This is a genomic window from Pseudoclavibacter sp. AY1H1, from assembly GCF_002931055.1.
Classification (GTDB): Bacteria; Actinomycetota; Actinomycetes; order Actinomycetales; family Microbacteriaceae; genus Pseudoclavibacter.
Genome location: NZ_PSXX01000001.1, coordinates 399,619 through 422,585 on the forward strand (window position 1 = coordinate 399,619; position 22,967 = coordinate 422,585).

The 22,967-nt window shown below is 66.9% G+C and carries 25 protein-coding genes and 1 tRNA gene; 10 read left to right on the forward strand and 16 right to left on the reverse strand.

Translation table 11 applies throughout. The features are described from left to right. Positions 1-70: 70 nt before the first annotated feature. The 4 genes from C5E05_RS01980 to aceE form a co-directional block, all read right to left on the reverse strand. On the reverse strand, positions 71-1,081 hold the full coding sequence (locus tag C5E05_RS01980) for a beta-ketoacyl-ACP synthase III (protein WP_104241407.1): 1,011 nt from the start codon (positions 1,079-1,081) through the stop codon (positions 71-73). Positions 1,082-1,120: 39 nt separating this feature from the next. Beyond that, positions 1,121-2,044 carry an ACP S-malonyltransferase gene (locus C5E05_RS01985; protein ID WP_104340975.1) on the reverse strand — a complete coding sequence of 308 codons (924 nt, stop codon included), beginning with the start codon at positions 2,042-2,044 and terminating at the stop codon, positions 1,121-1,123. A gap of 78 nt (positions 2,045-2,122) precedes the next feature. After that, positions 2,123-3,367: a CdaR family transcriptional regulator gene (locus C5E05_RS01990; protein ID WP_104241405.1), complete on the reverse strand. Its 1,245-nt coding sequence runs from the start codon at positions 3,365-3,367 to the stop codon at positions 2,123-2,125. A 40-nt stretch (positions 3,368-3,407) separates the two neighbouring features. Then, positions 3,408-6,152, reverse strand: a complete 2,745-nt coding sequence (aceE, locus tag C5E05_RS01995) for a pyruvate dehydrogenase (acetyl-transferring), homodimeric type (RefSeq protein WP_104242081.1) — start codon at positions 6,150-6,152, stop codon at positions 3,408-3,410. A gap of 120 nt (positions 6,153-6,272) precedes the next feature. Between aceE and C5E05_RS02000 the strand changes: the two genes are divergently transcribed. Further along, positions 6,273-6,815 carry a redoxin domain-containing protein gene (locus tag C5E05_RS02000; RefSeq protein WP_146080999.1) on the forward strand — a complete coding sequence of 181 codons (543 nt, stop codon included), beginning with the start codon at positions 6,273-6,275 and terminating at the stop codon, positions 6,813-6,815. Next, positions 6,806-6,881, forward strand: a tRNA-Val gene (locus C5E05_RS02005). Before C5E05_RS02000 ends, C5E05_RS02005 begins: the two co-directional genes overlap by 10 nt. 214 nt (positions 6,882-7,095) lie before the next feature. Here the strand turns inward: C5E05_RS02005 and C5E05_RS02010 are convergent. Beyond that, entirely contained in the window at positions 7,096-7,353 is a 258-nt protein-coding gene (locus C5E05_RS02010; protein ID WP_104306854.1) for a hypothetical protein, read from the reverse strand. 234 nt (positions 7,354-7,587) lie between these two features. Here C5E05_RS02010 and C5E05_RS19715 point away from each other — a divergent pair, with 234 nt between their 5' ends. Next, complete coding sequence (locus C5E05_RS19715; protein WP_146081000.1) at positions 7,588-7,947, forward strand: hypothetical protein; 360 nt, start codon at positions 7,588-7,590, stop codon at positions 7,945-7,947. 599 nt (positions 7,948-8,546) lie between these two features. Next, positions 8,547-9,230, forward strand: coding sequence for a hypothetical protein (locus tag C5E05_RS02020; protein WP_104241401.1), 684 nt, complete (start codon positions 8,547-8,549; stop codon positions 9,228-9,230). Between the two features lie 93 nt (positions 9,231-9,323). Here the strand turns inward: C5E05_RS02020 and C5E05_RS02025 are convergent, their stop codons facing one another. Next, positions 9,324-10,382: a hypothetical protein gene (locus C5E05_RS02025; RefSeq protein WP_104340978.1), complete on the reverse strand. Its 1,059-nt coding sequence runs from the start codon at positions 10,380-10,382 to the stop codon at positions 9,324-9,326. A 438-nt stretch (positions 10,383-10,820) separates the two neighbouring features. Between C5E05_RS02025 and C5E05_RS19720 the strand changes: the two genes are divergently transcribed. Next, positions 10,821-11,504 (forward strand): hypothetical protein, encoded by a 684-nt coding sequence (locus C5E05_RS19720; RefSeq protein ID WP_146081001.1) that lies wholly within the window; start codon positions 10,821-10,823, stop codon positions 11,502-11,504. 364 nt (positions 11,505-11,868) lie between these two features. Here the strand turns inward: C5E05_RS19720 and C5E05_RS02035 are convergent, their stop codons facing one another. Further along, positions 11,869-12,216, reverse strand: a complete 348-nt coding sequence (locus C5E05_RS02035; RefSeq protein ID WP_104340979.1) for a hypothetical protein — start codon at positions 12,214-12,216, stop codon at positions 11,869-11,871. A 119-nt stretch (positions 12,217-12,335) separates the two neighbouring features. Here C5E05_RS02035 and C5E05_RS02040 point away from each other — a divergent pair, with 119 nt between their 5' ends. Together C5E05_RS02040 and C5E05_RS02045 are read left to right on the forward strand one after the other, a co-directional pair. Continuing rightward, complete coding sequence (locus C5E05_RS02040; protein WP_146080520.1) at positions 12,336-12,866, forward strand: hypothetical protein; 531 nt, start codon at positions 12,336-12,338, stop codon at positions 12,864-12,866. Between the two features lie 52 nt (positions 12,867-12,918). After that, entirely contained in the window at positions 12,919-13,440 is a 522-nt protein-coding gene (locus tag C5E05_RS02045) for a hypothetical protein (protein ID WP_104340980.1), read from the forward strand. A gap of 454 nt (positions 13,441-13,894) precedes the next feature. Here the strand turns inward: C5E05_RS02045 and C5E05_RS02050 are convergent, their stop codons facing one another. Both C5E05_RS02050 and C5E05_RS02055 read right to left on the reverse strand, forming a co-directional pair. After that, positions 13,895-14,440, reverse strand: a complete 546-nt coding sequence (locus tag C5E05_RS02050) for a CPBP family intramembrane glutamic endopeptidase (RefSeq protein WP_104340981.1) — start codon at positions 14,438-14,440, stop codon at positions 13,895-13,897. A 472-nt stretch (positions 14,441-14,912) separates the two neighbouring features. Beyond that, positions 14,913-15,638, reverse strand: a complete 726-nt coding sequence (locus C5E05_RS02055; RefSeq protein ID WP_104340982.1) for a hypothetical protein — start codon at positions 15,636-15,638, stop codon at positions 14,913-14,915. Between the two features lie 200 nt (positions 15,639-15,838). Between C5E05_RS02055 and C5E05_RS02060 the strand changes: the two genes are divergently transcribed. Then, a complete protein-coding gene (locus C5E05_RS02060) occupies positions 15,839-16,378 on the forward strand; it encodes a hypothetical protein (RefSeq protein ID WP_104340983.1) in 540 nt (179 codons plus the stop codon). An 85-nt stretch (positions 16,379-16,463) separates the two neighbouring features. Here C5E05_RS02060 and C5E05_RS02065 read toward each other — a convergent pair whose 3' ends face one another. From C5E05_RS02065 to C5E05_RS02090, 6 genes are all read right to left on the reverse strand, one after another. After that, the gene (locus C5E05_RS02065) at positions 16,464-16,883 is read right to left on the reverse strand and encodes a hypothetical protein (protein ID WP_104340984.1); all 420 of its coding nucleotides are present in this window, start codon (positions 16,881-16,883) and stop codon (positions 16,464-16,466) included. A 12-nt stretch (positions 16,884-16,895) separates the two neighbouring features. Next, entirely contained in the window at positions 16,896-17,396 is a 501-nt protein-coding gene (locus C5E05_RS02070; protein WP_104340985.1) for a DUF1990 family protein, read from the reverse strand. A 6-nt stretch (positions 17,397-17,402) separates the two neighbouring features. Then, positions 17,403-18,449, reverse strand: coding sequence for a hypothetical protein (locus C5E05_RS20005; protein WP_181059307.1), 1,047 nt, complete (start codon positions 18,447-18,449; stop codon positions 17,403-17,405). Positions 18,450-18,558: 109 nt separating this feature from the next. Then, positions 18,559-19,536: a zinc-binding dehydrogenase gene (locus tag C5E05_RS02080; protein ID WP_104340986.1), complete on the reverse strand. Its 978-nt coding sequence runs from the start codon at positions 19,534-19,536 to the stop codon at positions 18,559-18,561. A gap of 2 nt (positions 19,537-19,538) precedes the next feature. After that, positions 19,539-19,961 carry an organic hydroperoxide resistance protein gene (locus tag C5E05_RS02085; protein ID WP_104241389.1) on the reverse strand — a complete coding sequence of 141 codons (423 nt, stop codon included), beginning with the start codon at positions 19,959-19,961 and terminating at the stop codon, positions 19,539-19,541. Positions 19,962-19,963: 2 nt separating this feature from the next. Further along, the gene (locus C5E05_RS02090) at positions 19,964-20,422 is read right to left on the reverse strand and encodes a MarR family winged helix-turn-helix transcriptional regulator (RefSeq protein ID WP_181059309.1); all 459 of its coding nucleotides are present in this window, start codon (positions 20,420-20,422) and stop codon (positions 19,964-19,966) included. A 469-nt stretch (positions 20,423-20,891) separates the two neighbouring features. Here C5E05_RS02090 and C5E05_RS19725 point away from each other — a divergent pair, with 469 nt between their 5' ends. After that, a complete protein-coding gene (locus C5E05_RS19725; RefSeq protein WP_146081002.1) occupies positions 20,892-21,098 on the forward strand; it encodes a hypothetical protein in 207 nt (68 codons plus the stop codon). Between the two features lie 90 nt (positions 21,099-21,188). Here the strand turns inward: C5E05_RS19725 and C5E05_RS02100 are convergent, their stop codons facing one another. Beyond that, the gene (locus C5E05_RS02100; RefSeq protein WP_104241386.1) at positions 21,189-21,869 is read right to left on the reverse strand and encodes a Pr6Pr family membrane protein; all 681 of its coding nucleotides are present in this window, start codon (positions 21,867-21,869) and stop codon (positions 21,189-21,191) included. A gap of 64 nt (positions 21,870-21,933) precedes the next feature. On the opposite strand from C5E05_RS02100, the gene C5E05_RS02105 reads away from it, so the two are divergent. Further along, the gene (locus C5E05_RS02105; protein WP_104241385.1) at positions 21,934-22,965 is read left to right on the forward strand and encodes a sensor histidine kinase; all 1,032 of its coding nucleotides are present in this window, start codon (positions 21,934-21,936) and stop codon (positions 22,963-22,965) included. Positions 22,966-22,967 lie beyond the last annotated feature (2 nt).

The following is a 22,967-nucleotide window of genomic DNA, read 5'->3' on the forward strand; positions in this document are numbered from 1 at the left end:
CAATGACCGAGCCAAGTGTATTGGTCGGCGGGGGTGCGTGGGGGAGGCGTGCGGTGACTTCTGGGGCCCGTTAGGGCAGGACGACGACCTGGGCGCCGTACACGAGGCCCGCGCCGAAGCCGATCTGGAGGGCGAGTCCGCCCGACAGCTCGGGGTTCTCCTCGAGCAGGCGATGCGTCGCGAGGGGCACGGAAGCGGCCGATGTGTTGCCGGTCGTTGCGATGTCACGGGCGATGATGACGTGGTCGGGCAGCGCGAGCTGCTTGGCGAACTCGTCGACGATGCGCATGTTCGCCTGGTGCGGGATGAACGCGGAGAGCTGATCGGCGGTCACGCCTGCTTCTTCCAGCGCGCGGCGCGCGACCTTCGCCATGTCCCAGACGGCCCAGCGGAAGACGCTCGGCCCGTCTTGGCGGAGTGTCGGCCACTCGGAGCCGCCCTGGCGGTAGTCCTGCAGGCTCGCGTTCATGGAGACGGCTTCCCAGCGGGACCCATCGGAGCCGAGGATCGACTTGGAGATGCCGGGAGCGTCGCTCGGGCCGATGATCGCAGCCCCCGCGCCGTCGCCGAGCAGGAAGGAGATCGTGCGGTCCGTGGGGTCGATGAGGTCCGACAGCTTCTCGGTGCCGACGACCAGGACATGCTCGGCGACTCCAGTGCGAACCAGCGCATCCGCCTGCGCGACGGCGTAGCAGTAGCCGGCGCACGCGGCGTTGAGGTCGTAGGCAGCAGCCGGCGTCGCACCGACCAGGTCGGCGAGGCGCGCAGCGAGCGACGGGGTCTGCATCTCGTTGCTGATGGTCGCGACGATGACGGCGCCGATGCGGCTCGGGTCGATGCCCGAGCGTTCGATGGCCTCGCGTGAGGCGTCGACGGCGAGATCGAGCGCGCTCGTCTCCTCGTTCGCTCGAACACGGGTGATGACTCCCGTGCGCTGGCGGATCCACTCGTCAGACGAGTTGATCGGCTCGATGATCTCCGAGTTCGGGACGACGCGCTCGCCGCGGGCGGCGCCCATGGCGAGGATGCGCGTGTACTGCGCGCCCGTCGACTGCACAAGGGTCGGTGTTGCTGTGGTCATGCGAGTCCTCTCGAGGATGCTCTTGGCAGTTCGGTGTGCTCAGGCGTCGGCCGCGATGCGTTCGCGTGCCACGTCGAGGTCTGCGGGAGTGGAGAGTGCGAGGGTCGGGGTTCCCTTGAGTGCTCGCTTCGCGAGTCCGCTCAGGGTGCCGGCCGGGGCGAGCTCGATGAGCGAGGTGACTCCGGCGTCAGCGAAGGAGCGCATGCAGGCGTCCCAGCGCACTGGCTGCGCGAGCTGCCGGATGAGGGCCGCACGGAACTCCACTCCGTCGGTGACGACCGAGCCGGTCTCGTTCGACCAGATCGTGCGGACGGGGTCTCGGACCTCGAAGTGCTCAGCATCCGCGGTCAGCGTCGTGCGCGCCTGCTCCATGTAGCGGGTGTGGAAGGCGCCTGCCACCTTGAGCGGGATCACGCGTGTTCCTGGTGCGGGCTCGCTGCGGAGCGCCGCGAGTGCCTCGGGTGCGCCGGCCGCGACGATCTGTCCGCCGCCGTTGAAGTTGGCGGGGGTGAGGTCGAGTTCCGCGAGGCGTGCGAGAACCACGTCCTCGTCACCGCCGAGAACCGCGCTCATGCTGGTGGGAGTGGCGGCGGCGTCCTGTGCCATCAGCTGCGAACGGCGCGCGACGAACCGCATCGCAGTGTCGGCGTCGAAGATTCCCGCCGCGTAGGCGGCCGTGATCTCGCCGACGGAGTGGCCGGCGACCCCACCGATCGCCGCTGCCGCGCCGGGGATCTCCATGAGGGAGTTCCAGGCGAGGATGCCGGCGGCGACGATGAGGGGCTGTGCGACTGCGGTGTCGCGGATCGTGTCGGCGTCAGACTCCGTGCCGTGCTTCACGAGGTCGATGCCGGACGAGGCGGACAGCTGCTCGAGGGTGTCTCGGTTCCTGGTGTCTTCGATCCAGGGGAGCAGGAAGCCTGGAGTCTGGGAACCCTGGCCTGGGCAGGTGACGACAATCATGGATTCCATCATGACAGCACCTGAGCGTTCAGCCCTGTAGCAACAGTCCCAAGAACTCGAAAGATCATTAGAGGTTTTCTAGTGCGAAGTGCGGCGGCTGCGTCGAGCCACGTTGCTTGCGGGGGTTCCGCCCGACTGGCGGCGGGGTTCTGGCTGCTTCGGCTCGGCGATGTTCCCGAGGATCAGCGCGCACTGGAGGATGAGCGCCTCTCGCGGTCCGGTGGCGTCCCAGCCGATGACCTCGCTGACGCGCTTGAGGCGGTAGCGGACCGTGTTGGGGTGCACGAAGAGCTCGCGGGCCGTCGCCTCGAGCGAACGTCCGTTGTCGAGGTAGCACCAGAGCGTCGTCAGCAGGTCGCTCTGGTGATCGGCGAGTGGCCTGAAGACCCTCGCTACGAGCGTCTGCCGTGCGAGCGGGTCGCCCGCGAGGGCACGTTCTGGGAGGAGCTCGTCGGCCAGCATGGGGCGCTGCGCCTTCCTCCACGCACCCGCCACTGCGAAGCCGGCGAGCGCGGCGCGGGCGCTGCGAGAGGCCTCGACCACGCTCGGCACGGGCGGGCCGAGGACGAGGCGGCCGTCGCCGAAGCTGGGCTCCAGCCGCTCGGCGATCTCCATGAAGGGCACCTGCTCGCCTTCGTCCCCTTCACCGGTGGGGTGGGCTCGACCGATGACGAGCACCAGCCGACCTCCCTGCACGCCGACGAGGAGGTCGACCTTGTTGTGGCGCGCCGTCCGGCGGATCTGGTCGACCTCGAGGATCCTCGGGGTCGTCCCGACGAGCACGCTGACCTCGCCGTGCCCGTGCCAGCCGAGCGCGGCGATACGGCTCGGGAGCTCGTCGTCGTGCTCGCCGGTGAGGATCGAGTCGACGACGAGCGCCTCGAGGCGCGCATCCCACAGGCCTCTGGCCTCGGCCGCGCGTGCGTACACGTCGGCCGCGGCGAACGCGATATCTCGCGAGTACTTCAGCACCGCTTCACGCACGTCGCCGTCGGTCAGCTTCGTGCGCTCCTCAACGACCTCCACGACAACCCGGATGAGCTGCAGCGTCTGCTGCAGGCTCACCGAGCGGAGGAGCTCTCGAGGTGCCGAGTCGAACACGTCGGCCGCCACCCATGGGGTGGCAGTCGGGTCTTCGAACCAGGCGATGAAGGATGAGATGCCCGACTGGGCGACGAGGCCTACGGCACTACGTCGCCCAGGGGGCATGTCACCGAACCAGGGAAGGGTGTCTTCCAAGCGCTTCACCGTTGCGGTCGAGAGCTCTCCCGAGATCGATCGCAGCCAGTTGAGCGTCTGTTCCTTCGTGCGTGGAGCGGGCATGATTCCGAACTGTGAGGAGGCGAGCAGGGGAGGAGCGCTGTTAGGCGTCTCCGCCCGCGCTGCCGCTCGTGCCGGCCTTCGGGTTGTGGAGGTCGTACTTGTCGATGGCCTCCTGCACGACCGAACGGTCGATCTTGCCCTGCGTCGCGAGGCGCTCGAGAGCACGAACGACGACGGAGTGGCTGTCGATCAGGTAGTACCGACGTGCGGCGGGACGCGTGTCGGAGATGCCGAAGTCGTCGGCACCGAGCGTCGTGAAGTCGTTCTTCACGAACGGACGGATCTGGTCCTGAACCGCGTGCGAGAAGTCGCTCACGGCGATGACGGGGCCTTCCGACGCCTGGAGCTTGTCCGTGACGAAGGGAACCTTGGGCTCCTCGTTCGGGTGCGTCCAGTTGTACTCCTCGGCACGGAGGCCGTCGCGACGGAGCTCGTTCCAGGACGTGACCGACCAGACTTCAGCCGCAACACCCCAGTCCTTCTCCAGGAGCTCCTGCGCTTCGAGGATCCACGGCACACCGACACCCGAGGCGAGCAGCTGGACGCGCGGTCCCTGCGCTTCGGTTCCCTTGAGGTAGTAGATGCCCTTGAGGATGCCCTCGACGTCCACGTTCTCCGGCTCAGCTGGCTGAGCCATCGGCTCGTTGTACACCGTGAGGTAGTACATGACGTTCGGGTCCTGCTTCGGGTTCTCCGACTGGGAATCCGGGCCGTACATCCGCTCGATACCCGCTTGCATGATGTGTGCGAGCTCGTAGGCGAAGGCGGGGTCGTAGGTGACGACTGCCGGGTTGGTGGCTGCGATGATCGGCGAGTGGCCGTCCATGTGCTGCAGGCCCTCGCCGGCGAGCGTCGTGCGCCCGGCCGTGGCTCCGATGAGGAAGCCGCGCGTGAGCTGGTCTGCCGCCGCCCACATGGCGTCGGCGGTGCGCTGGAACCCGAACATGGAGTAGTACATGTAGATCGGGATCATCGCCTCGCCGTGCGTCGAGTACGACGAACCGGCTGCCGTGAACGCGCCCATGGCGCCGGCCTCGTTGATGCCGACGTGGTTGATCTGCCCCTGCTCGCTCTCGCGGTAGGCGAGGAGCAGCTCGCGGTCGACCGACATGTAGTGCTGGCCGTTCGGGTTGTAGATCTTCGCGGTCGGGAAGAACGCGTCGACGCCGAAGGTGCGGGCCTCGTCCGGGATGATCGGGACGATGCGCGACCCGAAGTCCTTGGACCGCATGAGGTCCTTGAGGAGGCGGACGAACGCCATCGTCGAAGCGATCTCCTGCGTGCCGGAGCCCTTCTTGATGGACGCGTAGGTCTTGTCGTCCGGGACGGCGATCTGCGTGAACTTCGAGCGACGCTCCGGCACGAACCCGCCGAGCTCGCGGCGACGCTCCTGCATGTACTGGATCGCCTCGTTGTCGGGACCCGGGTTGTAGTACGGGGGCTGGTAGACGTCGGCCTCGAGCGCTGCATCCGAGATCGGGATGTGCAGCTGGTCGCGGAACGCCTTCAGGTCGGGAAGCGTGAGCTTCTTCATCTGGTGCGTCGCGTTGCGGCCCTCGAAGTGCGGTCCGAGACCGTAGCCCTTGATGGTGTGCGCGAGGATGACGGTCGGCTGTCCCTTGTGCTCGGTCGCCGCCTTGTACGCCGCGTAGACCTTGCGGTAGTCGTGGCCGCCTCGCTTCAGGCCCCAGATCTCGTCGTCGCTGTAGTTCTCGACGAGCTTGAGCGCCTCGGGGTCGCGTCCGAAGAAGTTCTCGCGAACGAATCCGCCCGACTCGGTCTTGTACGTCTGGAAGTCGCCATCGGGCGTCTCGTTCATCAGGGTGCGCAGCGCGCCCTTGTCGTCGCGCTCGAGGAGCGAGTCCCACTCGCGACCCCAGACGACCTTGATGACGTGCCAGCCGGCGCCGCGGAAGAAGCTCTCGAGCTCCTGGATGATCTTGCCATTGCCGCGAACCGGGCCGTCGAGGCGCTGCAGGTTGCAGTTGACGACGAAGGTGAGGTTGTCGAGGTTCTGGTTGGCTGCGACCTGCAGCTGTCCGCGCGACTCGACCTCATCCATCTCGCCGTCGCCGAGGTAGGCCCAGACGTGCGAGCCGGAGGCGTCCTTCATGCCGCGGTTGGTGAGGTACTTGTTGAACTGTGCCTGCCAGATCGCGTTGAGCGGCCCGATGCCCATCGAGACAGTCGGGAACTGCCAGAAGTCCTTCATGAGGCGGGGGTGCGGGTACGACGGCATGCCGTGCGGGGCAGCGGACTGCTCCTGGCGGAAGCCGTCGAGCTGCTCGGCGCTGATCTGCCCCTGCAGGAAGGCGCGCGAGTAGTTGCCGGGGGAGGCGTGCCCCTGGAAGAAGACCTGGTCGGGCCCGTCCGCGTGGTCGTAGCCCTTGAAGAAGTGGTTCAGACCCACTTCGTAGAGGGTCGCCTGCGAGGCGTAGGAGGAGATGTGGCCGCCGACGGCGACCCCTTCGCGCTGCGCGCGCTGCACCGTCATGGCCGCGTTCCAGCGGATCCATGAGCGGTAGGTGCGCTCCAGCGACTCGTCACCTGGGAACTCTGGCTCGTCCTCGGGCGCAATCGAGTTCACGTAATCGGTGGTTGGAACCATGGGAACGCCGAGGTGGCGCTCCCGAGACCGCTCAAGAAGGCTGAGCATGATGTCTCGTCCGCGCTGGTGTCCCTGCGCGTCTACGACCGCATCGAGCGATTCGCGCCATTCGGCGGTCTCCTCGGGGTCGCTGTCAACGTAATGCTCTGAGTACGGATCCTGGTTGTTAACAGCCACCGTCGACCTCATTTCGTTCCGGGTTCGTCACGTCTATGGCGCGCGCCAGGTTATGACGCGCAGTCCACCGGCTAGCCTATCTTTGGTTTGTGCGATGCACACGCAGGTTGGCGTGAATCCTTGTCGAAGCGCGCACAACCGAACATCGCCGTCGGAGAGGGCCTGATCGTGAGCGAATTCGCGCCGCCGCTTGAGCCCATTTCTCTGGTCGACCACCGGGGTGGGATGGGCGTGGTGGCCGGGCCGGCACCGTCATCGCGGCTCGTCGTGTTCGTTCCCATGGCATTCACGCCCGTGTGCGCCGACGAGATCTCCGACCTCGCCCAGCTGGTGAGTGAAGCCCGGAATCGGCCCGAGTGGGGCTCCGCGCTCGAGGCTCCCGAGGTGCTCGTCGTCTCGACCGACAGCTCAGCTGCGCTGCGAGCGTGGCTCGTCGAGCTCGGCGCGGATGCACTCCTCACCGGCTGCAGCGACTTCTGGCCGCACGGTTCGGCTGCCCGTGCGTATGGTGCGTTCGACGAGGCCGCTGGCACCGCGACGCGACGCTCATTCCTCGTCAGGGCCGACGGCAGCCACCGGGTTGCCGCATCCGCGCGCCCCGGTGAGGCCCGCGTTCGATCGGACCACGCGGCCGCGCTACACTTGCTCGCCGAGGGCCTTTAGCTCAGCTGGTAGAGCGCCACGTTTACACCGTGGATGTCGTCGGTTCGATCCCGGCAGGGCCCACCACTCCGTATCCCTGGTCAGGGCCATCTGCGTTTCCGTCCACTTCAGGAGCGCAGCGGTGGTTCCCAGCGGGAACGTGTCTTCGGTCAAGGAACCTGACATCGACTTCACGCCCCAGAAGAGTGCGCCCCGGACGACCAGGGCCCCGGCGCAGTCCATACGAGAGCGCCGCTGGCTCGACAGATGAGAGGCAGCGGCGCGGTCGTGATCTTGTCGACTAATAGGACAGCGTGACCTTGGACTTCCACACATTGCCGCTCTTGGCGCAGGTCGTTCGGAACGCGGCGTCATAGCCGTTGCCGCCCTGGCGGGCCATGTAGCGGTCGGCGTAGTGCTCGCACAGCTGGAACGAGGGGCCCGTCACGTAGGCGTAGGCGACTCCGGCCTGCGCGGGCGCCGCGGCGGTGACTGCGCCAGCGGCGAGCATGATCGCTCCAACGACCCCGCCGACGATCTTCTTCGTTGTGGAACCCATGGTGTCTCCTCACTCGGCTCTGTCCTGGTGCCACGACCATATCGGCGCCCAGCGATCCGTCGCCAGGGAAGTTCTGCCCGTTCCGCTGGGGACTCGCCCGGAGTCTGACTCAAGTTCTGGGACACCCCGTGACCGGCCGTGACAGTGGCGCACACATATCCATCGCCCCTCGAAGGGGAACACTCATGGGCGCACCCGCGCTCGCTTCGGGCGTCCGACCTGTACCGTCGAAGCATGAATCTCGAGGCGGGGGAAGAGAATGTGGTCCCAGACTTGCCACCTCGCTCTTCAGTGCCGGTGGGGGCAGAGCGCACCGACTCGTCAGGCATCGTGTGGAGGGCCGGAGTCGACGCCTGGGAGCGAGTCCCGGAACGCCACGGAATGGGTCTCTTCTTGAACGGGCGCCGCGCCGGGATATTCCGTGCTGTGGCTTTGGTGTCCGTGCTGGCAGTCATCTTTCTCGTGCCGCTCGTCGAAGCCTGGTGGATGAAAGTCCTGGTTTTCGCCCTCTGCGCCGTGCCGTTCTTCCTCGCAGTCGGGATCACCCGATGGGCGATCGTCAGAGACTCCAGGAACCCGGTGGACGAGCAGTAGACCTAGCCCTGAGCGGTTGGCAGAAGAGCACGTCGGTTGCCGGTGATCGCGCACGCTTCGGCGGTGAGAGTCGGGGCCCTCGCAGGTTGCTGAGAGACAGGTCCTGGGGCGCGTATCGATGGAGGCCGCGCGCATCTGGGTGCACGACACCGCGAGGCCTTCATCGTGCTTCCGATGTAACCCGTGGCGCTCGGGGATGGAGGAGCACCTGCGGATCGAGCTTGGGGAAGCAACGGAACCAGCATCACCTGGTAATTCACTTTCCAAGGCCGGTCTGTAGTGAAGGCCTTGGCCGTCGATCCCGCGACAGCCAGGTTCTATCCTGCGCCAAGGGGACCTGAGAAATCTTCGCGCGTGCTGGACTCTGCACAAGAGAGTGAAACGAGTTCCACGTGCCCCAATCATCCCCACTCGGGTATGCCCGTCTCCAGGCTCGGGAATCCAAAGACAGCGTTCACTTTGCCGCGTTACTCAACAGCACCGGCATCACGCTGGTCGACACGGAACATGCCGAGAGCTACAGCATCTCAGCGCTCCGAGGTCCATCCTTCATCTGTGCGTGGGCCAGCGTCCCCGCATCGAGCTACCAAGTGCACCGGATGGGAACGTCGATCGAGTCGCGGACCTTGTTCGTCTTCGCGAACGCCGGTCAGGTCCACGTCGGGTTGGACGGGCAGACGGTGCCGCTCGCCCGCGGGGAGGTGTCTGCCGTCGCCCCGGGGAGCTCAACCATCGAGCTCATCGCTGCGGGTGAGCGGACCGAGGTCATCCTGTTCAGCATCGACTTGCCGGTTGCCGGGCGCGGCGATTCTGCTTCTCCCTTGGAAGGCATCACGCGGCTCGTCGACCCAACGCTCAACACGTTCGTCTTCACAGCCTGCTACGGCCTCTCGCAGGCACCCACGCCAGTGTCCAAGGCGACCGCGGACACGATTGAACACGCTGCCGCAACCCTCGCCCGAGGCCTGCTGGCGCGCATGGCTCACCTGCAGGAGCCCGACCTCTACCTGGCCTCCTTGAGGCACATCCGTCTGCATGCTGCTGACGCCAGCCTCACCCCCGTCTCTCTCGCAGATCGGTTCAAGGTCTCGACGCGCAAGCTGCAGGTTCGCTACAACCAGGAAGGCGACACTGTCGTCTCCGCCATCAGACGAAGCCGGGCGGTCATCGCGCGCAGCATCTGGCAACAGGAGCCCTCCCTCGCCGCATCGGTCGTCGCCTCGAGGTCGGGGTTCGCGTCCGCTCGGGGCCTGCGACGCGCACTCGCCGAACTCCCCGACTGAGGTTGCCCACAAGACCGGGCTCGTGGGCGCACCACACCATGTTGGACGGGAGGTTTTCGAACCCGGTCGCGTGCGGTTGCTCGCCCTGCCACCTCAGACGCACCAGCTCAGTGAGATGTAGCCCGCGTGCCCACGAGCGGCCCCCGACAGGAGACCGGAAGGTGCAAGCACGTAGTTGCTGATGGGAGTGCCGAGGGCAGTCGCCGCGCGGTACGAAGAGCCAGCGGCTCCGGTGCCGGTGGAGATGGTGAGACGGGTGGTGCCGGTGAACTGCGACCCAACCATTCCTCCACCTCCGCCCCCTGCGTAGCCGCCGCCCCCGCCACCGGCGGAAGCGGCGAAGGAGCCCCCGCCGTTGTTCAGCCGGGCGGCACCGTTGCCGCCATTGCCGCCGCCGTTGGAGCCGAGCCCGAAGTTCTGACCGTTCGACCCCTCGACCCTGGTCGGCGGTCCCCAGTTGCCATTGGCGACCCGATACTGGGCCGTGCCACCGCGCGTGCCGCCGACAGGGCCATCCGCGGCGGTGGCAGGGTTCACCGCGAGTCCCGGAGCGGTGGAGTTCACCCTGCCGACCGCGCCGACACGTCCGTTGGGGGCGGAGCTACCGGCGTTCGCTGTCCCGTAGTTGAATCCAGTCGTCGCGTCCGGTGCCTGATACACGGTCGTCTGCTGCGTCGAGCCTTGAACGGTCTCTCGTACGGCGGAACCGCCTCCTCCGCCGGAGACCACGAGCGGAGTCCCACCGAGCGCTCCGAGCAGGAGTGCGCTGCCGCCACCACCGGCACCCGCAGGGCCACCAGGGTTGTCGCGGGGGCCGGGCGTCGAGTTTCCCCCACTGCCGTACCCAGTTCCGCCGGCGGCCGTGGTGCCGTCTGTCTTCACCTCGCCGCCCTGCCCGACCACGATCCCGAAGGTACGCTGCGCGACCGTGGCGTTGGTGGGCAGCGTGATGCGCCCACTGGAATTCGCCCCCTGGCCGCCAGCGACGGTGGAGCCCGCACCGCCCCCGGCACCCCGCACAACGAAATCGACGTACCTCGCCCCAGCGGGCACTGTGAAGGTGGTCAGCTGTCCGGCGGTGCTGAAGACCTGGCTGGCCGTCGTGCACGTCGATGCCGCCGCGACTGGAACTGCCGTTGCTGTTGCCAGCACGGGGAGGCTCCATGCCGCCCCGCGCAGAATGCTGCGCCGGCCATGGTCTTTTGCGTCACCTGTCATGTGTTCTCTCGCTTTTCTCGAGTCGTGGGGGACGCGGCTCGCGTGAGAGCGGCACGTGCGCATTCGGAACTGCTGCTCATCCTGGGGAGATCCGCGCGGGAATGCGACGGGTGATCTCCTGACTGCGGATAAGCGACGATTTTCTGCGCAAAATGTCCCGCACGCTTCTTTGTCGTTCCGTGGGGACTTCGAGCGAGTGCGTCACCGAAGAGCTGTAGACAGAGGCGCGTGAGTTGATGTCAGTGCGGTTCGGTGTCGTGAACAGGCACCCGAGCGGACCGCTGGCGACACAAAAACGCACGCAACCGACGAAATTCCGCATCTCAGCGCCGAAAAGCACTTCTGCGCCCCCCGCGTTGTTACTTTTCCCGCATGAACCCACGTGAAACCGCGCACCAGCCTTCAGGCACGCATCTCTCCCGGCGCAACATCGTGACAGCAGGGGCTTGGTCCGTGCCGATCCTGGTCTCGGCCATCTCCTCTCCGCTTGCCTCCGCATCCCGTGAGCCTCGCGTGGATCCGACGGTCACGCGTGTGAGCTCGGGAGGCAGCACGACGCAACCGTACGATCAGTCTCCTTTGCGGTATGAAGCGACCGGCACGTCGGCAAATTCGGCTATATACCAGGACAACAGCGCCTATAACACGCGCATCTACGTTCGCAATAACGGTCCGGAAACGATGCCAGCGGGGTCGACGCTCACCATTTCGATTGTCGTATATCCCGCCTCAGGCGCGTACATCGACATCTCCGCATTCCAATCCGGTACCGCGGCACTTGGTATCAACAGCTCCACTATGACGGGTGGAGCGTTGACGTTCTCGGGCCCTTCCGGATCCAGCGGTGGGTCAATGAATCGGGTCTTCACCATCAATCGCCCTATCCCATCGGGATCGGAGTTCATGATCCAGATCGCGTTCAATATCGCCGACATTAGCGCCGAGCGGCAGCAGGGCGGTCTCAGCGCCCGAATCACAGCCCCAACTGGAACCGTCGATACGAACACAGGCAACAACGTGCGCATCAGCGCGGGCGACGTGTACTACGTGCGCTAGCCGCGTTCCTTCAGGGGTTCGAGGAGCGTCTTCACCGAGCAGAACGCCCCCGCGCAGGCTTGTGAGCTCCCACGCTTGCCAGGCGAAGCGCGGGGGTGTTCGCGGTCCGCAGTCTTCACCGGCACCGGAGCGCTCGCCAGCGAGCACGAAGAATGCGCTGGTTTCGAGAGCACTCGTGGCGCTCGGCTCTCCAGCGGATCACGCCGAGTGAGGTGAAGCCTCAAGCAGGCGGCACACCCGCTACCCGAGGGGCGCGTTCATACTGGCTGCCCAGTCGCGGATCGCTCGACGCTCACTGTCGCCGCAGATGTACCCGTAGGCGCTTTCAGTGACCCCATCGCTCAGGGTCCAGTCGTTGAAGTAGCTATGGGCGTAGCAGTCGGCCATTGCTTCTTTGCTGCCCTGGAACAGGCCCTGGAGGAGGAGCGGTTGATAGCCGCCGGTCGTCCGGGTAACGCGTGTCGTCTGCCTTCTGGAACACGTGCGCGAGCTCATGCACAGTGGTCATCTTGCTGTGCCCGGCCGCGTCGACGATGCCTTCGCTGACAGACCCGCCCGCATTCACTTGGCGAGCCTGCGCATCGGCAACGCGCTGCTCCAGCTCCGCGCGGAACGTGCTTGTCTGGGAGGCGATGCTCTCGACGGAGTACACGCTGAGGTTTGGGTCCACCATCTTGGCGTCCTGGTCTTCCCTCCAGTCGAACAGCACCACGAGGGGCTCAACCGGGCATCGCTCGCCTCATCGTGTGCCCGTGTTCACGGGAGCAGAACCGTGGTGCACTCGCCGCGGGTCACTGTCAGCTGTGAGTGCCCAGTAACTAACATGTGGGCATGACCTCTCAGATGCCGTTCATTCGAGCCACATTCTCCGGCGCCCTCGTCAACCCGGCAGGAAACGGGTACGTGCCAGGAAACGTGGAGGTCAGCGACGGTTGGGTGACGCTCTGGGCACTCACGCCAGACGGGTGGACGGTCGTGGTTCGTGCGCCAGCGCCAGAGGTGAGCGTCAGGTCGACCGCGCAGAAGATCCGCCTCTCCGTCGGCGGACGGCAGTACCTGCTCCTCGCTGACCCCGATGCCGTGATTCGCGCGCTCGGGTACAGCACGGCCGGGGCCGTCGCGGCCGTCCTCGACCGACCGGTTGCGGGAGCCGCAGCCGACGTCGGAGCCCTCCGGAACCAGATCTCGGCTGCCAACTCGTGGAATGTGGGCGGAGGTCCGCAGTTCCTCGATGCCGCACGACAGTCCGGAGCGCGCGTCTCGCGGCTCGGGTACGGGGCGATCGCAGCGATCGGATGCGGAGCCGGCATCGCCGCGGTGCTGCTCGTCACCGTCATCACGGTCCTCATCATCACGCTCTGACGGACCCCAGCGCTGCCCCGTGCGGTGACGCCGTCAGGCCTATGCTGACCCGGTGCACATCACCGAACGTTTCGCGGGGCTCGTCGAAGCCGAACTTGCCGACAAGCCCTTCGCGGTCGTCCGAGTACAAGGCGGCTTTGACGTCGGCTTCGCACTCGCTGATGCCCGGTGGGTGAGCATCCTCGCGGTCAACGACGTTCGCGACAGCATCACGTACAACGTTCGAGTGAACGAGCGCGCGGGGAAGTTCAGCATCAACGACACCCTGCGTCGGATCAGCTGGAGCGCCGGGGTGTCAGGAATGGTCCCTCGACTCGGCTTCTCGATGTCGTACCAGTCGGGCCGGGTCAAGTACGGTCGCGTGATCCAGCTCGGCGTCGCGCCTGGTGGGTTCGAGGTGGCGTTCAGCCCCGAGGAGGAACGGGCTCGCATCAGAGCGATCGGGCAGGAGCTCGGTCTGAAGCCAGGGCTGAGCAGGTCTGCCCTGATCGGGCTTTGGACTGCTGGCGGGGTCATCGGTCTGTGCATCCTCGGCGCGGCGATCGCGCTCATCATCCAAGCGTTCCTCGGGTAGCGCCGCCGGACGCCGACCGACCTCCGGCAACACATTCGAGCGCCTGCGTGGGGCCGTTGTGCGCGCATCCGGACGTCCTTGTGCAGCAGCTCTGTCCAGGCCAGACGGGCTTTCCGAATGCAAGGTGAGTCAGATTCGTTGGTCCTGCCGGCCTCGAGAACAAGCGAGATACTGGGCCTGCTTGAGAAGTCACTCGCGCTTGTCTGGCGGACGAAAGAAAAGCCCACGCTTACGGCATCCTCAGGCCTTTTCGCGGATTGGTGGATGTTGAGCAGTGAACACGCATGAGCGACGAGGGCGGCCTCTGCCTCAACCGGGGAGCATCCAACGCACAGAAGGGAACAAGGGGGCCCAGAGTCGGGGACGACGATGTGATGGAACGTGAGAGCGGATGTTTCTGTGCGTACTTGACGACACCACCGCTCTTAGGGCTTATGCCTACTGCGCGCCGGTGTCAGTTCAGCAGCAATCCTGCGCACACGTTTGCCGCTGCATGCACAAGTGCCCCGGGCACGAAGGTCCCCGTCTTCTCACGCAACCAGCCGAGAATCCAAGCGGCCGCAAATTGGGCCGGGATGACAGGCCAGGCGCGGATATCGACCAGCAGAATCCCGAGGTGCGGCACGACGAACACCAGGGACTGCAACAGGTTTCCTTTCTGGAAGCCGAGTCGACGCGAGAGGACGCCTCCGAGAAGACCGCGGAAAAGAATCTCCTCGCCGAAAGCGCGCAGTACGACGCTGAGCGCGACTCCCAGGGAAGTGAGACGAGCAACTGACACGCCAGGGGCATCAACGACCTCAGCTGGCACCGAGACAATCGCCAGCCAACCCGCGAAGAGCAGCGGGAAGAGGAGGAGACCTGCCCACGCATAGCCGTTCGCCGACCCCCACGTTAGTCCGAGTTGCAGGCGTGCGGCAGCGAGCGTCCGATTCTCACCGCGCGACTGAACGAATAAGTAGATCGCCGCGGGGAGACAAAACAGCACGAACTCGAACATGTCCCAAACCTATCGGCGATACTGCCCACGTGGCCCCCGCGAGTTTGAGCGCCGGCGTGCTCATCCCAGCGCTCACTTGACCGCAGATGATCGAGTGGCGGTGCAGGAGAGCTAGCAACTCCTCCAAGGTCCGCCATTAGTGCGAGCACAGGGCAGTAGCTGCCTCCATCGAGGTCGCCGGTCGCGCCGGCGTGAGTCCGGTCCTCGTGATGACGAAGAGCGGCACACCACCCAGTCCGATGGCCACGGGCATCGCGACGAAGGTCGGAGTCCACGATTGTGCACGACACAGACGACGGTTGTGGTCGCCAGTTCGAGGGCGACGCCAGCAAGACACCCCGAAGCGCCAGCAGTGGCGTTGTGATCCACCAGTCCACGCTCCAGAAATGGACACCGAGCAGCGAAGTCCGCACAGGCCCGGAATCTACGGCGTATCCCAGCAAGGCGCTCGACGGCTCGTCGCTGGTCCTGATCAGGGCAGGTCGAGTTCCCACTCGCCCCGCTGGGAGACGAAGATCAGTGAAGGACCGGCCGCGAGCTCTCCTCGGAAGTCGGCATCCCTGCGCTGCTCGCTGACTGCCTCGTACGGTGTCTCTCCACCGCCGGTGCCGTCTGCGCCCGAGCGGTACTCCGTGATCGACATGCCGACCCCGGTGTCCGGCTTCACGCCCGTGAACGCGCCGCCCGGACCGTCGTAGAGATACGCGCCGTACCCCGTCCCGGATTCGGGGAGCTGGGGCGCAGAGTCGATGGGGCGAACGGTGACCTCCCAGGCTCCGTCGGCGTCGACGAGCAGTGCCGAGGGCGGCTCGTTCGCTGCCCACCACATCGTCTGGCCGGCGAAGGAAGTCGGGTCTGCTGTATAGCCCTCGATGCTCGTGTCGAGCAGGATCATCCCGAGAGCACCCTCGGAGTCCTCGGACCACAGCGTCAGGGGTGCGCTGCCGTCATAGGCGACGTCGATGATGCCGGAACGGGCCTTGGAGACCTCGGCGGGCAGCTCGACGCGCAGCTCGCCGGTGCCGCTCGACGTGTACTCATCGAATGTTCCGAAGGTCTCGGAAGCCCACTCGGCGGAGTCGGCCGCGGGAGCGAGCGAGGACGGTGGCGGAGGCGCGGAGTCTGTTTCCTGATTCTCAGGGGGCGCCACCGACGAGCATCCGGCCAGCACAACTGCTGCCGCGAGCAACGCGATCAAGAGCTGAGGACGTGCTCCGGCGCTTCGTCGAGAACTCGCTCCTGGACTTCGGCGCATGCTCTGAGCCTAGAGAAGTTGGAACATCATGGCGAGGGGTCTGTCTGCGCTCAAGAATCGTCGGCTCACCCTCAGTCCTTGCCGTCCGGCCTTCGTTAGGGTGGCACGGACCTGTATGGGCAGCGACAGCTCAGGAGAAGATCATGCCGAATCGAGCACACCGCGCCGAGGAGGAATCGCTCGCCGACTTCCTCGTGGATTACACCCCCGTCGAGGCGAAGTTCGCGTTGTCTACCGGCGACACTCCGCTCCTTCGAGCGATGCTGAATGCCGATCTGCTCGCCCGTGTCGGCATCGCGGAACGGCTCCTCGACGACGGCGCGGATGCCGCGGTCACGCTCGGGTCGGGGCTCAACGCCCTGCACCTGCTCTTCTCGAACCGAGAGCACGACCTCGACAGGGAAGCGGTGCTCGTCGGCCGACTCATCGCGGGCGGTGCCGACCCGAATGCGGTGTCCAAACGCCAGGGGCCGCCACTGCTCGTCATGATCGACTCGGGGATGGCGTCGCTTGCCGGGGTAGGCGCTGTCATCGACGCGATCACCGAGTCGACGACGATCGACCTCGAGGTGCTCGTCAACCGCAAGGGGAGACCGCGGAAGACGCTGCGTGACGAGATCGCGAGCACTCCGTGGCACCTTCCGGAGGTGAGGGAGCGCTTGGGGATTCCGCAGGATCAGTGAGGGCCGCTGACGCCGCGACCGGAGAGACCAGCCGTTCTCGCAGGAGTCCGGGCTTCGTCAGGTGGCAAGATGCGCGTTTCTCGTCTCAGCCTCCGACCGCGTAGACGTTGTTCGAGACCTGGGTCGCGTGGCTCGGCGCATCGTGCCCGTCCGGGACTACGAAGAACGTGGGTCCGCCTCCGGTACCTGTCGTCATCGTGCCGCCGGGCCCAGCGCATCCGTTGACCCAGTCGTCAGCGTTCGCGTAGGCGAGCAGGCAGACCGCGAGGTCGTCGGATCCAGCGCTCAACCAGAGGTCGGTACCGGCGTAGTGTCCGACCCACCGAACGGTGTCGGCGTCGAACTCATCCAGGGCATACTCGGGGAGGTCGGCGGGTACAACCTTGTCAGCTGGCGGTGCCTCGTCGAGGTCGGCGTAGGTGGATGCTGCGGCTGAGCACGCGGAGGTCGCTCCAAGCAGGAGTGCAGCGCCAGCGAGGGTGAGCGCCTTCGGAGTGCGTGACATCTCCCCATGCTGTCACGGGCGACTCCTCAGTGCCTCGAGGTACCGCCGAGTCATCCCCGTCTGCACGCGCCGCGCGATCGGACCGCCGATGCGCGTGAACCAGCGACCCGGAGCCGAGAACGCCACGATGCTGAACACGACCTCATCCGTCTCGGTCAAGCGGACCTCGAACCGTTCCTCACCTCGTTCCGGATGCCCGGGCAGCGTCCCATATGCGAAGCCACAGGAGGTCGAGGTGCGCTCGGCCCAGACGACGAGGCAGGGGATTCGGAACCGCAGCGGCCCGATGCGCAACCGCATGACCACGCGCGTGCCCTCGCGAAGCGGGACATCGGAGAGCTGAACCTCGGCTCCTGCTCGGCGCTGCGCCTGTCCTTCGAGCAGCTCGATGGCTGCCCGCTCGAACGTGCCGCGCCCGTGCCCGATGACGAGCGACTCGCGGACGTGGCGGTAGCCGCTCGGCAGCCTCTTCTCGGCGGTTGCGCCGACCTCCGCGTAGGTGAGCTCGGACATCGGGCGTCAGTAGTTCGCGGGCTCGTCGACCGCGGACGCAGAGACGACCGCGGCGATCTGCATGCCCTCTGTAGCGCTCGTGAACAACGCCACGAACAGGTCGTCGCCTACTGGCCAGAGGTCGACGTGCTCGATCGACGTCACCACCAGCTTGTTTGCCGCCCAGGAGTCCTTCGCTGGCGCTTCAGCCCGCGGGGCGCCCCATGCCGCGATGAACGCGGACCGCACGTCACTCATCAGGCTGGCGAGGGTCGTCTCTTCGTCGAGCCCGGTCGGCTCCCGCCCCGTGATGATCTCCAGCTCGTGCCCCCAGGCTGCGGTCGTCAGCCGCAGTCCATCGAGTCGACGGAAGCGGATGCCGTCGATACGCGGTTCGTGGAGCAGCTTCCTGCAGGCCGAGACGACCGCACCGATGTCCGCGGACGGCAAGACGAACGGGGTGGTGTCCGGCCCCGGTGCGGGACCCCCGGCCGGGACTTCCTGCTCCTCGCCCTTGACCTCACCGACCCAGGCGTCGAAGGGGTCCGGCTCGCGGACCGACCACTCCGGTGGCACCGAGACATCGAACTCCTGCTCGACCCAGGCGCGGAACTCTGCGAGGGCAGCTACCGATTCGGCGTCTTCGTCGATGGGTGCTTCGCCGATGGAGTAGCTGTTCAGCTCCAGGTAGCCGATGGCCAGGAGGCGGAGGAAGTCGACGGCGTCGTCAGCGGCGAAGAGTCGCTCGCCCTCGGAGCCGAGGACGACCACGCGCACCTCGTCGGAAGGGTCTCGCCAGAGCGCCGCGAAGCCTCCGGTTCCGTCGGTCTGGCCGAGGGGGAACAGTCGGTCGTGTCCGTTCTCTCCTGGCTCGAACCAGCCGGTGAGCGTCTCGGTGGGGGAGAAGGTGATGCCGAGCTCTGCCGTTCCGGCGTACGGAGTCAGGAAGTAGCCGTGCTTGTTCTCGAACCCCCACCCCTGAGCCTCCATCCACGTCCAGGCCCGTTCGAGGGGCTCCGGGATGCTCATCTCCGGCGGGAGCTTCGGTGTGAGGAGCTGTGAGAGTTTCGACATGGCTCAAGCATGCCTGCGTCGTTTGAATGAGTTCGGAGAATGAAGCTGCGTCCGGACGACGAGAGCCCCGCCCCACACTTCGTGGGACGGGGCAGGGGCTCGGCGGGAGCTACGGGCGGAGTAGCACCTTGCCGACACGGCCGGAGGTGAGGCTCGCCTCGACCGCATCCGTGATCTTCTCGAATGGGAACACCTCGGCTACAGGAACCGTTAGCTGACCAGATCCGAGGTGCTGGAGCAGCTCCCCGAACAGGCGCTGCTTGAGGCCGGCGTCGATGGACTGGCTGACCTTGCTGCCCCAGAATCCGCGCACCGTGGCCTGCTTGAAGATGACGTCACCGGAGGACAGCTCGAGCGTGGGGGACGCCATGGCGCCGAAGACGACGAGCTCGCCGTTCTCGGCGAGGAGCGAGAGCACCTCGCCGGCGGACTTGCCGCCCACCGACTCGATGCCGACCTTGATGGGTGCGCCGCCCGTGATCTCGGCGACCCGGTCCCGCCAGCCCTCGGAGCTGGTCGCGACGATGCGCTCGATGCCCTGCTCGCGCAGCTCCTCCACGCCCTCGTCACGGCGCACGAGGCCGACGACGTTCACGCCTCGCGCGGCTCCGAGCTGCGCGATCATGCGGCCGACCGCGCCATTCGCGGCGTTCTGCACGAGCCAGTCGCCGCGCTCGAGGCCAAGCGACTCGAGCAGGCTGATGGCGCTGAAGGGCATCGCGACGAGCTGCGCGGCCGCTTCGTCCGGGACGGAATCCGGCACGGGGACGAGGCCGGCAGCCGGGGTGGTCACGTACTCGGCCCAAGCGCCGAACGACCCGCCAGTGGCGACCCGCTGCCCGACAGCCAGCGAATCGACCCCGGCGCCGAGCGCGTCGACGATGCCGACGGCCTCGGTTCCGGCCCGCGCCGGCAGCTCCGGCTTGAAGCCGTAGGTTCCACGCACGGTCCAGAGGTCGTGGTTGTGGATGGGGGAGAGCAGGATCCGCAGGCGCACCTCGCCGGGGCCGGGCTGCGGAAGCTCGTGATCCTCGACGGTCAGGACGTCCTGGGGTTCTCCGAAAGTGGAGTGGGTGATGGTGCGCATGTTCAGTCCTCCGAGACTGTGATCGTGACGTCGATGTTGCCGCGGGTGGCGTTCGAGTAGGGGCAGACCTGGTGGGCGGCGTCGGCGAGTGCCTGTGCTTCGTCATGTCCCAGGTTCGGGATCACGACTTCCAGCAGCACGGCGAGCTGGAATCCTCCTTCGCCGTTCGGCCCGATGTGCACGCGGCCGCCGACGCTCGAGTCTCGAACGTCGACCTTCTTGCCTCTGGCGACGGCGTGCAGTGCCGAGTGGAAGCAGGCCGCGTATCCTGCGGCGAAGAGCTGTTCGGGGTTCGCGCCGCCGCCTGGCCCGCCCATCTCCTTGGGGATGGCCATCGTGAGGTCGACGGTGCCGTCGCTCGTGACGACGCGACCGTCTCGTCCCTGGCCGGTCGAGAGCGCTTCCGCGGTGTAGAGCACGTCCACAGCTAGTCCTTCTTTCCTTGTGATTCCGCCTGTGCGGCGGTGGTTTGCATGGTCTCAGTCAGGTGCTGCAGCGTGCGCAGGAGCGCCGCCGCCGATTCCTGGCTGTCGAGGCCGGTCCCCGCGGCGATGCGGGCCGGGATGTGCGAGAGCTGTCCGCGCAATGCGGTGCCGCGCTCGGCGAGTGCGACCACGACGACTCGTTCGTCACCTCGACGTCGTTCGCGGGTGATGAGTCCTGCATCCGCCATGCGCTTCAGGAGCGGTGAGAGGGTGCCGGAGTCGAGCTGCAGGAGCTCCCCGAGGGAGCTCACCGATTGCTCGCCGTCGTTCCAGAGGATCACGAGCACGAGGTACTGCGGATACGTGATGCCGACTGGCTCGAGCAGCTTGCGGTAGGCCTGCGTCGTGGCGCGGCTTGCGGCGTAGAGGGAGAAGCAGATCATCTCGTCGGTTACCGGCATGGATAAAGCATTGCACACAACTAAGTTGTGCACAACTCAATCTGGGAAGAGATCAACGCTTGCCCACGTGGCGGCTCAGGTCAGGTCTGGACTGGACTGGCAGAGCCGTTTGCGCCGGGCCTCGGCACGACGGCAAGAAGGCCACCTGCGCGGCCGGGGAACCGTGACCTGAACGTAGCCGTTCGGCCCGATCAGAGGGGATAGATTGATGGCTCCCCAACACGGAGGAGCGCCTGTGGCCCGCCCGTCGTCGAACAAGCGTCGCAGCCCCGGAGCGAGCGGCGCGAAGCGCGTCCGAACGACCACGCGGGCAGGTCGCGGGAATGCCCGCCCGCCGCGCGTCGGCTCGACGACAGCGAAGCGGAGCCAGCCGCCCCGCCGGCAGAACTCCTCCGCGCGGACTGCGACGCGTGCGAAGCGTTCGCCGAGCGCGCGCCGCGCGACTCCCTGGTGGACGCAGCCGACGACCGTGACCTCATCGCTCCGCTATCCCCGCCTCGCGGCGGCCGGCTTCCTGCTGGTTGTCACCGCCGTCACGCTCGCCGCCACGTTCGGAATCCTGTGGCTGTTCGTCCCCGACGTCGCTCTGCGCACCCTCGAGCAGTGCATCCAGTTCGGGACGCGCCTCGTGGGTCTCGGCCAGACCATGGTCGACGCCGTGGCTCGGCTGCTCTGACCGACCGCGGTCTTCCGCTCGCCCACCGTGCTCGTGCGACCGTACGGGGCCTCGACGAACGGGTGACGTCAGCGAGGGGATGCCCGCAGTTCAGAGCCGAGGGCGGATCGTGGAGGCGACTCGCTGCTGAACTGTCGCTCCGAGCAGGCCGCGGAATCGCGAGGCCCACCAGACGAGCGACGCGGCCGCGATGAGGGCGACGAGGAGGCCCACGACGTGGAGCGCCAGGAGAGCCATGCCGCGCTCCGGCAGCAGGAAGCCGTATGGCACCCACCCGTCAGTCGCGCCTCGCAGCAGCACGACGAGCATCCACAGGAGCGGGTAGGGGAGCACGAGCCAGAGCCCACGCCACGGGAGTGGGCGGCGATCTCCGACGATCAGCCAGTCGAGGACCACGTAGGCGGGGAAGACCACGTGCAGGATGGCGCTCACCCAGGGAGGTGCGGAGCCCGTACCAGGGACGAGGGCGTTGTAGATCACCCCGACGATGATCATGCAGCTCGTGGCGATCGCACGCAGCAGGGTGAGCCAATTTGGGGCCGTGCGCCCGCGGACAGCGAGGACGCCAGCGGCGATGAGGAGCAGACTCGTGAACAGGCTCGTCTGATTCGTGAAGTAGCCGAAGAAGTCGAACGGGTTGTCGTCGCCGACCTCGATCCTGCCCGCGTAGGTGAACCCGAGCAGCCCGATGATGCCGAGCCCGACGACGATCCGCAGCGCAGCGACAAGGGCAGGCGCCCTCGCGGTCGTCGTCTTCGGAGTGCTCGTCACCTGCGTCAGCCTAGGGCCGCGCGGCTGACACGTGACTGCGACCGGCCCATCTACGATCGGGACCGTGACCGACGACTCCCTCCTTCGCGACCAAGCAGCCCCCGACTCGCCCGAAGCCGGGTTGGCCGATGCCATCGATGAGGTCCTCGAGGCCGCGACGACGCTGCTCCTCGAGCGTGGCGACGCCGCCGTCGAGGATGGGCAGCTTGATCCGGTGTTCCGAGCCCACGTCGTCGGCATCCTCACAGAGGCGTGGACGAGGTTGGCCGGTCTCCGCGACTACGGGCACCTGCAAGCGCCCGCCGCAATGGATCTGGGCCTCATGCAGGCGACCGCCGATGTCCTCCTGTCGCAGGGATTGCACCCAGCGCAGCCCCTCGTCTCGGCGAACCTCCTGTTCGAGACCGCGCTCCCCGTCTTCGCGGGTCGCCTTCCTGTGCCGACCGTGACCGTCGCGCTCGTCCTGCACGCGAGCGTCTTCGGCAGGTTCGTCCCTGGTGCGCTCGCCTACGCCGAGACGCTGCGCACCCAGCTCTCCGGCGTCCAGCGAGTGGCCGAGCTCAGGCTGGCTCGCCAGCTTCGCGAGACCGTGCTGCCCTCGCTTGCCGGCGATGACGCTGCCCTCGTGGAGGCGATGGCCTGGGATCTGGAGCGTCCCGCCCCCGCAGGCTTCCCGGATGCCCTCATGGACTACGCCGCGCACGAGCTGGCGGGCGCGGCTCCCGTCGAGGTCACGGAGATCGGGACGAGGGGCGCGGTATCGGCGCCAGCCGCCGAAGAGCTCCACGCGATCGCCGTCGAGGCGATCCGGAACGCCCGGCGGCATGCAGGGGCGAGCCGCATCGACGTGGTCGTGCTCTGGCGGCCCTCCACGCTGGTGCTCACGGTCACCGATGACGGCACCGGCGCCGCAGCGCCCCTCGAGCAGCTCGCGGCGACCACGTTCGGGGTCGCATCCATGCGCCAGCGCGCAGCGCTGGTGCACGCCCGCATCCGCTTCGAGACGGACGAGACCGGAACGACCGTGACCATCACCTGCCCGACGACGGCTGGCCCGGAGACGACCCCGGAAACGAGCGCGGACGCCCGAGCCTGAGG